Annotated in this window: 7 protein-coding genes; 4 read left to right on the top strand and 3 right to left on the bottom strand. The window is 55.8% G+C overall.

From position 1 onward, the window contains the following. The 4 genes from cooS to JRI95_15485 form a co-directional block, all read left to right on the top strand. Positions 1 to 1,429: anaerobic carbon-monoxide dehydrogenase catalytic subunit (gene cooS / locus JRI95_15500; protein MBW2062947.1), on the top strand; the 1,429-nt coding region annotated here is incomplete at its 5' end. 33 nt (positions 1,430 to 1,462) lie between these two features. Then, complete coding sequence (gene cdhC, locus JRI95_15495; GenBank protein MBW2062946.1) at positions 1,463 to 3,676, top strand: CO dehydrogenase/CO-methylating acetyl-CoA synthase complex subunit beta; 2,214 nt, start codon at positions 1,463 to 1,465, stop codon at positions 3,674 to 3,676. Between the two features lie 72 nt (positions 3,677 to 3,748). After that, positions 3,749 to 5,098, top strand: coding sequence for an acetyl-CoA decarbonylase/synthase complex subunit gamma (locus JRI95_15490; GenBank protein ID MBW2062945.1), 1,350 nt, complete (start codon positions 3,749 to 3,751; stop codon positions 5,096 to 5,098). Between the two features lie 47 nt (positions 5,099 to 5,145). Beyond that, positions 5,146 to 6,045, top strand: coding sequence for a dihydropteroate synthase (locus JRI95_15485; GenBank protein MBW2062944.1), 900 nt, complete (start codon positions 5,146 to 5,148; stop codon positions 6,043 to 6,045). A gap of 254 nt (positions 6,046 to 6,299) precedes the next feature. On the opposite strand, the gene JRI95_15480 is transcribed toward JRI95_15485, so the two are convergent. From JRI95_15480 to JRI95_15470, 3 genes are read right to left on the bottom strand one after another with little or no spacing between them, the layout of a single operon-like run. Continuing rightward, complete coding sequence (locus JRI95_15480; GenBank protein ID MBW2062943.1) at positions 6,300 to 6,566, bottom strand: hypothetical protein; 267 nt, start codon at positions 6,564 to 6,566, stop codon at positions 6,300 to 6,302. 8 nt (positions 6,567 to 6,574) lie between these two features. Then, entirely contained in the window at positions 6,575 to 7,078 is a 504-nt protein-coding gene (locus JRI95_15475; GenBank protein MBW2062942.1) for a hypothetical protein, read from the bottom strand. Beyond that, complete coding sequence (locus JRI95_15470; GenBank protein ID MBW2062941.1) at positions 7,075 to 7,251, bottom strand: hypothetical protein; 177 nt, start codon at positions 7,249 to 7,251, stop codon at positions 7,075 to 7,077. The genes JRI95_15475 and JRI95_15470 overlap by 4 nt, the downstream gene beginning before the upstream one ends. Positions 7,252 to 7,270: the final 19 nt, after the last annotated feature.

Genomic DNA, 7,270 nt, shown 5'->3' with positions numbered 1-7,270 from the left:
GAAAAAGCTGGGGGTGGTGCCGCGCGGTATTGACCGCGAGATCGTGGAAATCATGCATCGGACCCATATCGGCGTGGATCAGGATTACGAGAACATTCTCTCTCAATGTAGCCGGGCCGCCATAGCGGATGGCTGGGGGGGCTCGATGATTGCCACTGATCTCCAGGACATCTTGTTCGGCACTCCCTACCCGGTTGCCGGCCAGATAAACCTGGGCGTTCTCGAAGCAGACAAGGTGAACATCATCGTTCACGGGCATGAGCCGCTGCTTTCCGAAATGATCGTAGCCGCGGCGCAGGATCCCGAGATGGTAGAGTATGCCAAGTCCAAAGGCGCTAACGGCATCATCCTGGCCGGCATGTGCTGCACGGCCAATGAGATCCTGATGCGGCACGGTCTGCCCATCGCCGGTAATTTTCTCCAGCAGGAGCTGGCCATCATCACCGGCGCGGTGGACGCCATGGTGGTGGACGTGCAGTGCATCATGGAGAACATCGCCAACGTGGCGGATTGCTTCCATACCAAGATCATCACCACCAACCCGAGGGCCAAGATTGCTTCCGGCCATACGATCCATATCGAATTTGACGAACACCACGCCATGGAAGACGGCCGGCGGATCGTTAAAACGGCTATTGACAACTTTCCGAACCGTCGAAGCGAGATCATGATCCCCGAGGAAAAGGAAAACATGGTCGCCGGGTTTTCTTACGAAGCCATTAATTATCATCTGGGCGGCACCTTCCGCGGTTCCTACACCCCCCTTAACGATAACATCATCAACGGCCGCATCCGGGGCATTGGCGGTGTGGTTGGCTGCAACAACGCCCGGACCAGTTATGACTCCGATCACCTGATAGTGGTCAAGGAACTGATCAAGAACGACGTTATCGTTTTGACCACCGGCTGTAACGCCATAGCCTGCGGCAAGGCCGGGCTGCTTACGCCTGAGGCGGCCGCGGTTTACTGCGGACCCGGCCTGGCCGAGGTGTGCGAGACCGTGGGCATCCCGCCGGTCCTGCACATGGGTTCCTGCGTGGATAACTCCCGCATCCTCATGGCCGCGACCGAGGTGGTCAAGGCCGGCGGCCTGGGCAAGGATATCTCGGACCTGCCCGCCGCGGGGAGCGCGCCGGAGTGGATGAGTGAAAAGGCCATCAGCATTGGGCATTATTTCGTGGTCTCGGGCGTCTATACCGTCTTTGGAGTGACTCTGCCCGTGACCGGCGCTCCGGCCTTTCAGAACCACCTCTTTAATGAGCTGGAAGACCTTTACGGAGGCATGTGGGACCTGGTCGAGGACCCCTATGAACACGCGGCCAAGATGATCGCCCACATTGACAAGAAACGCAAGGCCTTGGGTATTGATAAGGCCCGCGAACGTGTTCTTATGGATATGGCCGACCGCCAGAAACTGGAAGCGGTTTAACAAGATATATCTTCCAAGAAGGAGGACAAGCAAGTGTCGAAATTAGTAGCGTTCGCCGCCATTCAGGGCGGGTATAATATTGTTCAAAAAGCTGAAGGCATGTATAGCCAGATGCTCGAGAAGTACGGATCGGACCAGAAACTTGAGTTCCCCAACACGGCCTACTACCTGCCTATTATCTATTCCCTTTTGGGCATTCCGGTCAAGACCCTGGCCGATGCGGCCAAGCCTTTGGAGGTGGCCCGGGGGCTTCTGCCGCCTCATATCAAAGGCCGCAATCACCTGCCTTATCTGGGGCCGCTTCTGGATGCCGGCATGGCGGCCATTTTTGCGGAAGAGCTGGTGGAGGCCTTCCGTTACGTCGAGGACCCGAATTTCTATCTGGTCAGCGAGGAGGTGGACCTGGATAACGGTAAGATCTGGCTTGGCGCGGCCGAGGACACGATCTTCAGGAAACGCGGCATTGAGTTCGTGGACGGCACGGCTCCTGGTTTTGCAGCCATCGTCGGCGCGGCGCCTTCGCCGGAGATCGCCAAACAGATCGCCGAGGAATACCAGAAACGCAACCTTTATGTCTTTATGGCCGCCAATCAGGGCGGCACGACCTTTGCCCAGCAGTTGATCGAGGCCGGGGTCCAGATCGGGTGGAACACGCGCCTGGTTCCTTTCGGCCCGGACATATCCGCGGCGGTGTTCGCCCTTGGTTTCGCCAACCGCGTGGCCATGTCCTTTGGCGGGATCAAGCCGGGTGATTATAAAGGCAACCTCATGTATAATAAAGATCGCGTCTTCGCTTTTGTCAACGCCCTGGGCGAGGTCAATGCAGAGTGGGCGGCCAATGCGGCCGGCGCCATCAACTGGGGCTTCCCCACCATCGCCGACACGGACATCCCCGAGGTTTTGCCTACCGGGGTCTGCACTTACGAGCACGTGGTCGCCAATGTTATTCATGATGAAATCGTTACCAAGTCGGTTGAGGTCCGGGGATTGAAAACGACCGTTTCCTCGATTGATGTCCCCCTGTCCTACGGCCCGGCCTTTGAAGGCGAGCGCATTCGTAAGGACGACCTCTATCTGGAGATCGGCGGCGGCCGGTCCCAGTGCGTCGAGCTGGTGCAAATGGCCGAGATGGGTGATGTCGAGGATGGTCAGGTCGAGCTGATCGGCCCTGATATACCGGATATGAAAAAAGGAGACCGGCTGCCGCTGGCCATCACCGTGCAGGTGGCCGGCCGGAAATTCCAGGAAGACTTCGAACCCATCCTGGAACGACAGATCCACCATCTGATCAACTACGCCCAAGGCGTCATGCATATCGGGCAGAGGGATATCTCCTGGATTCGCATCGGCGAGCAGGCCGTGGAAAAGGGCTTTACCCTCAAGCATATCGGAACCATCCTTCACGCCAAGTTCCACCAGGATTTCGGTACGGTTTTTGACAAGGTCCAGATCACCCTCTACACCGAGAAAGACAAGGTTGGCGAGATCGTGGCCAAGGCTCAGGATATTTACCATGCCCGCGACGCCCGTGTGGAAGGCATGACCGACGAAACGACTGAGATCTATTACTCCTGCACGCTCTGTCAGAGTTTCGCCCCCAACCATGTCTGTGTGATCAGCCCGGAACGGACCGGTCTCTGCGGGGCTTACAACTGGATGGATTGTAAGGCCTCTTACGAGATCAATCCCACCGGACCCAATCAGCCCGTAGAGAAGGGCGAAATAATAGACCCCAAGTTAGGCCAGTGGAAAGGCGTCAACGATTTCGTTTTCCAGGCCTCCCGCCAGGCCATTGACCACTATAACTTCTACAGCATCGTCCATGACCCCATGACAACCTGCGGGTGCTGCGAGTGCATCGCCGCGGTGCTGCCCGCATGCAACGGCGTTATGACGGTCCACCGGGATTACACCGGCGAGACCCCTTGCGGCATGAAGTTCAGCACCCTGGCAGGCACCATCGGCGGCGGGCAATCCACACCCGGCTTTGTAGGCCATGGCAAGTATAATACCACCCAGAGGAAATTTATCCTGGGTGACGGCGGCCTGCTGCGCATGGTCTGGATGCCCAAGTCTCTTAAAGAGGAACTGAAGGAAGGTATTATCAGGAGAGGCGATGAACTGGGATGTTCGGATCTGCTCGACCGTATCGCCGACGAAACCGTCGGCATCACCGAGGAAGAGATTATGTCTTTCCTCGAGGAAAAAGAGCATCCAGCCCTGAACATGGACCCCATTGTGGGCTGATCGGCTAACCTCGATACGGCCTCCGGTCATTGACCGGGGGCCGTATTCAAACCCTTTAACAAGGAGTACAGAATGGCTCTTACTGGAATAGAGATTTTTAAACTGCTGCCCAAGACCAACTGCAAGGAATGCGGTGTTCCGACCTGTCTTGCTTTTGCCATGAATCTGGCTGCGGGCAAGGCCGATCTGGACGCCTGCCCTTATGTTTCTGAAGAATCCAGGGCCTTGCTGGCAGAGGCCTCAGCCCCGCCGATTCGGCCGCTGACCATAGGTTACGGCGATACGGCCCTCAAGATGGGAGGGGAGACGGTTCTTTTTCGGCACGAAAAGACATTCTTTAGTCCGACTGGCATCGCGGCCCTGGTCACTGACGATACAGACCCGGCCGCCATTGAAGAGAAATGCCAGCGCTACATGGCCTACCAGTATGAACGGGTCGGTTTGAACTTACGGCCGGAAATGATAGCCCTGAAAGCTGTAAATGGTGATGGCGCCAGGTTTGCCCAGGCGGCCAAGCTCATCATGGACAAGAGTGATTTAAGCCTCATTTTGATGAGTGAGGACGCTGGTGTCATGAAAAAAGCCCTGGATGCTGTTGGAGACGCCAACCCGCTGATATATGCTGCCACGGCGGATAATGTCGAGGAGATGGCCAAGGTGGCCGAGTCGGCCGACTGCCCGCTGGCGGTCAAGGCTGAAAATATTGAAGGCCTGCTACCGCTGACCACCAGGCTGACCGAAATGGGACTGAAAGACCTGGTGTTGGACAGCGGGGCTCGGACCGTCAAGCAGTCCTTCGAGGACTCGGTGGCCATTCGTCGGGCCGCGCTGCTTAGTCAGGACAAGTCCCTGGGCTTCCCGACCATCACCTTCCCCTGCGAAATGACAGACAGTCTGGCCATGCAGACGGCGATCAGCGCCGGGCTTATTGCCAAGTACGCCGGCCTGGTTGTTTTATCCGATTTTGAAGGCTCCGTTGTCTTCCCGCTTCTGCTCGAACGGCTCAATATCTTCACCGATCCGCAGAGGCCTATGACGGTGACCCAAGGCATTTATGAAATCAACGGCCCGGATAAAAACTCCCCGCTCCTGGTGACCTCGAACTTCTCCCTGACTTACTTTATCGTTTCCGGAGAGATCGAGGCCAGCCGCGTTCCGACCTGGCTGGCCATCATGGATACTGAAGGTCTATCTGTCCTGACCGCCTGGGCGGCAGGTAAATTTGTCGGCGACGCCGTGGGCATGTTCATCAAAAAGAGCGACCTTGCGGACAAGATCAGTCACCAGAACCTGGTTATTCCCGGATATGCCGCCTCCATCCTCGGTGACCTCGAGGAGGAGCTGCCTGGATGGAACGTCACCATCGGGCCGCGTGAAGCCGCTCATATCTCCAAGTTTCTTAAGGAATATAAGCTTGGATAACCCTAAGCATTTCTTTAAGGAGTGAAAAAATGCCTGATAACAGCTTTATGAAAACCATCGGCGAGAACCTCAACGTTATAAACACGCGAATTGGCCGGGCCTTCAAAGAAAGAGATCCGAAACCAATTCAGGAGATGGCCGAACAACTGACCGCGAAAGAGGTTGATTACATTGATATCAACCTCGGCCCGGCGCGGAAGCAGGGAGATGAACTCATAACCTGGGTCGTGGAAACGGTCCAGGAGGTGACTGACACGCCGCTGTCCCTTGACACATCGAACATCATAGCTATTCGGGCCGGTCTCAAGGTTTGCAAGCAGAAGCCGATCATCAACTCCATCATGGCCCGGTCCGAGCGTTACACCGAGATGATTCCCATGTGCAAGGAAGCCGGGTCGAACATGATCGCACTCCTGTGGGGGCCGGAAGGCCTACCCAGGGATGAAAACGAGCGAGCCAACCTGGCCACGGAGCTCATTTTTGCTGCCATCTCTGAAGGCGTGCCCATGCAGGATATCTGGGTTGATCCCATTATCACACCGGTGAACATCCAGCAGGAACAGCTCGTGAGCACCCTGACCTTTATGCAGATGCTGCCTGACATCGTGGCGGCCATTGATCCGGAAGGTCCGGGTTGCCTCTCCACCTGCGGCCTGTCCAACATTTCCAATGGTGTGCCAGACGATCTGCGGCCCATCATCAACCAGACTTTCATGATCATGCTTCAGCGTAATGGCATGTATTCCTGTATCGTTGACGGCTTTGACGATCAGATCATGTCCATCTGCCGCGGCGAGCGTCAGGACATCGTGGACCTGGTTTACGGGGTCATGGACAGACAGGAGTATGATTATGCAGCCATGGAAAAAGAGGCCGTGGACTATGTCAAAACGGCCAGGGTCATCCTGGGCCACACCCTGTTCAGTGACTCCTGGCTTGAGGTGTGATTAATTACAAGAACTATCAGCTTAACAACTTAACAAAGAGATAACCGACCAAAACCCCTTGGGATTTACCCACGGGGTTTTGTTTGTCCAGCAAACCGAGAATGTTTCAAGGTTAACAAACAACCATTGGGGGTGAGTTCACAAGGCGACCAGGAACTTCTCTCTTCAGTGATTATCACGGTTTATGTAGCACATCAATTGACCGATAAATCGAAGGAGCCCATTAGCGAGACACTTGTAAGCGACACCTTCAATTAGTGTCGCGCTGCAAGTGGCATGACACCGGGCGGGGCCTCTTGTTGGCCATTTACTATTTGTCCCTGATCACTATATTGAGCCAGCTTACGGGGGCCATGGAAGACGGCATAAGTTCCGTCTGGATATTCATGGAGACGCACCCTGGTCTTTACGTAATGGTATCGATGTTTGTCCGGCGGGATTTGCAGGACAAGTCCCTTATAACGCACGGTATTATCGTTACTGACCGTTCGTTCTTCCTGCACGCTCAGAATATCCTCCAATCGACCCCCTACCCAGGGGACGAAAGCGCTGCCTTCCTCTGTCGCCGGACGGCGAAACGACGATTATGCTCGGGCAAGTATTCGGCTTTTAAAAAGTGGTTGGCCTCTTCCATGTCGGTAATACTGTGGAGGCGCAACTCTTGGGGCAGGCGATTTTGCAGGGTCTCAAACATCCGTTCTGAACGTCCTCGGGCTTCCGGAGAGTAGGCCGGGATCAATTCGATGCCTAACTGTATAAGGGCTCGACCGACCTGGGTCGGTCTGGTCCGGTCCACCTGACCGCCAGCCTGGGGAGTGTGCCAGTAGTAGGAAGCTCGGTCGGCGTATAAGGAGCTGAACAAGCCCTGTTCCCGGATGATTTCCCCCAGGCCCAGGAAAGAACTCATCGTCCCTTCCTTTGCTACGAAAAAGGCGGAATAAATGACGCTGGTGGCGTCATCCATGGTCACGATCAAGTCCCAGATTTTCCCTGGAACCCATTCATGGCTTGATCCGTCCTGGTGCAGCATCATCCCCGGCAAAGGCCGTCGGGGCCGTTTGCGGCGATGAATCCCTCGCCGATCCGCTTCATCGCCGCATCCAGTTCGGCTTGAACAAGATCTCCGCCCCTCTCTTTCAAACCGCTTGATAAAGCAGCCAGCGCCTTTTTGCGCCACTTCTCCAAACGATAAATCTCCACGCTCAATTCGCGACTCAGAACTTCC

This window comes from Deltaproteobacteria bacterium, assembly GCA_019308995.1.
Classification (GTDB): domain Bacteria; phylum Desulfobacterota; class Desulfarculia; order Adiutricales; family JAFDHD01; genus JAFDHD01.
Note: the sequence above shows the minus strand (reverse complement) of the source record. Positions and strands in the feature narration are given on the sequence as shown.

Coding starts and splice junctions, on each gene's coding strand:
- JRI95_15490 (MBW2062945.1), top strand. CDS start 3,749: ATGGCTCTTACTGGAATAGAGATTTTTAAACTGCTGCCCAAGACCAAC.
- JRI95_15485 (MBW2062944.1), top strand. CDS start 5,146: ATGAAAACCATCGGCGAGAACCTCAACGTTATAAACACGCGAATTGGC.
- JRI95_15475 (MBW2062942.1), bottom strand. CDS start 7,078: ATGATGCTGCACCAGGACGGATCAAGCCATGAATGGGTTCCAGGGAAA.